This window comes from Mesorhizobium sp. M4B.F.Ca.ET.089.01.1.1, assembly GCF_004022605.1.
GTDB classification, from domain to species: Bacteria; Pseudomonadota; Alphaproteobacteria; order Rhizobiales; family Rhizobiaceae; genus Mesorhizobium; species Mesorhizobium abyssinicae.
In genome coordinates, this window is sequence record NZ_RZOS01000721.1 from 1 (window position 1) to 1,873 (window position 1,873).

Genomic DNA, 1,873 nt, shown 5'->3' on the forward strand with positions numbered 1-1,873 from the left:
GTCTTCGTGGCCGCTGTCGGCTACGGATTTTTCAATGCGCTCGGGCACGGGCGGAGCGACAAACCGATGGCCATTCCGGCCGCGGCGCCGGGCGCCTCGCAGACGGCGCCTCGCGCGATGACGGAGAACGTCGTCGCCTATTCCACTGAAGACAAGGCGATGCAGGCCGCCAAGAACAAGGGCCACTCGACGCTGCCGCGCTTCCACGAGCTGATGGCCGCCGGCACGCCCGGCACCTACACGGTGAAGTTCCCGCTGACCCAGAACGGCGCCACCGAGCACATCTGGATGCAGCTCACCGGCCTGGGCGACGGCACCTTCATCGGCCTGCTTGCCGACGAACCCGTCAACGGCACCAAATACAAGATGGGCGACCGCATGACGGTGGCGGAAGCCGACGTCGAGGACTGGATGGTCAAGAACGGCGGCGAGGTTTACGGCGGCTATACCGTGCGCCAGGCGTTTGCCGACATGCCGAAGGAACAGGCCGCGAAATACGGCATCACCTTCAAGGATTGAAATACATCTTCCCTTCTCCCCCTTTGGGAGAAGGTGGATCGGCGCGCAGCGCCGAGACGGATGAGGGGTACGCGACGGAGCGCCGCGCCTCTGTCAGCGGGTGATTTCAATACGTTAGCGCTCGGCTCCGCATCCGACGGCGTCAAGCTGGAACACCCCTCATCCGACCGACCTTCGCTCGGCCACCTTCTCCCGCAGGGGGAGAAGGAGAGGGCGCGCTGCCTCGTAGGCCATCGCCTCGATGTTATCGCGCCTCGCGTCTTTCGCGCTCGCGTATCTCAGCCGTCTGGGCGAGCACCCAGTCGCGGAACACCTTGATCTTGGGTGCATTGCGGCGGCTTTCCAGGTGCACCAGCCAATAGCCGTCGCCATCGGATCCAAGCACTTCAAAAGGCTGGATCAACTGTCCCTTGGCCAGCAGGGCGCTATAGATGTTGCGGGTGAGGATCGCGGCGCCCTGGTCGGTCAGCGCCGCCATTGCATCGTAAGCCTGCGACCCCAGCGTCGGACCCGCGACGACGCGATCGGGTTCGAACGGCACGCCGGCCGCCTCGAACCAGATTTTCCACCAGGGATCGTCGGCGCAGCATAGCGCCACCTTGTAGAGATCCTCGGGACGGTGGATGCCGCCCACGCTCTCGGCCAGTCGCGGGCTGAGCATCGGCGTATAGTCAGCCTTGAAGAGATAGTGCGCCGTCAGGCCGGGCCATTTTCCGGTGCCGGTGCGGATCCCGACATCCATGTCCTCGCGCGTGAAATCGACCAGGCGGGGCGATGTGTTCACCTTCACGGCGAGATCGGGATGCATCAGCTGGAATGTTCCAAGCCATACGGCCAGCCAGTTCGTTGCGAAGGTCTCCATGGTCGTCACCGACAGCACGCCGGTCGCGCCGCCCTTGGTCGCGACCCACGCATCGGCCAGGGCCGAGAACGCGCCTGATGCGTGCGGCGCCAACTGCTGTCCGGCCTCGGTCAGGGCGATCTGTCTTGTTTTTCTTATGAAAAGCGGCGTTCCCGCGCGTTCTTCCAGCACCTTGATCTGATAGCTGGCCGCCGACTGGGTCATGCCGAGTTCTTCGGCCGCCTTGGTGAAACTGCCCAGCCGCGCCGCGGCCTCAAACACGCGGATGGCGCCTAGCGGCGGCAGCTCCCAACTCATGACGCATCAATCCTCCTGATGCATGCTACGCGAGGTTCGATTGGAATCCAAGGCCGGAAAACGGCATGCTCTGGTCATCGAACTCGAACCCGAAAGGACACGGCAATGACCACCACCCTTTACAACACGCTTCGTCGTCCGGTTCTCGATCTCTTCATCGCGCCGTTCAGGCCCCGCACGCGCGGCCTGCTCGAC

Annotated in this window: 2 protein-coding genes; one reads left to right on the plus strand and one right to left on the minus strand. The window is 64.0% G+C overall.

What is annotated here, in order from left to right; translation table 11 throughout:
* The coding region (locus tag EN780_RS33160; RefSeq protein ID WP_128276371.1) for a DUF2314 domain-containing protein at positions 1-519 on the plus strand (519 nt) is incomplete at its 5' end.
* A 244-nt stretch (positions 520-763) separates the two neighbouring features.
* Here EN780_RS33160 and EN780_RS33165 read toward each other — a convergent pair.
* Positions 764-1,678, minus strand: coding sequence for a LysR family transcriptional regulator (locus EN780_RS33165; RefSeq protein ID WP_128276372.1), 915 nt, complete (start codon positions 1,676-1,678; stop codon positions 764-766).
* Positions 1,679-1,873 lie beyond the last annotated feature (195 nt).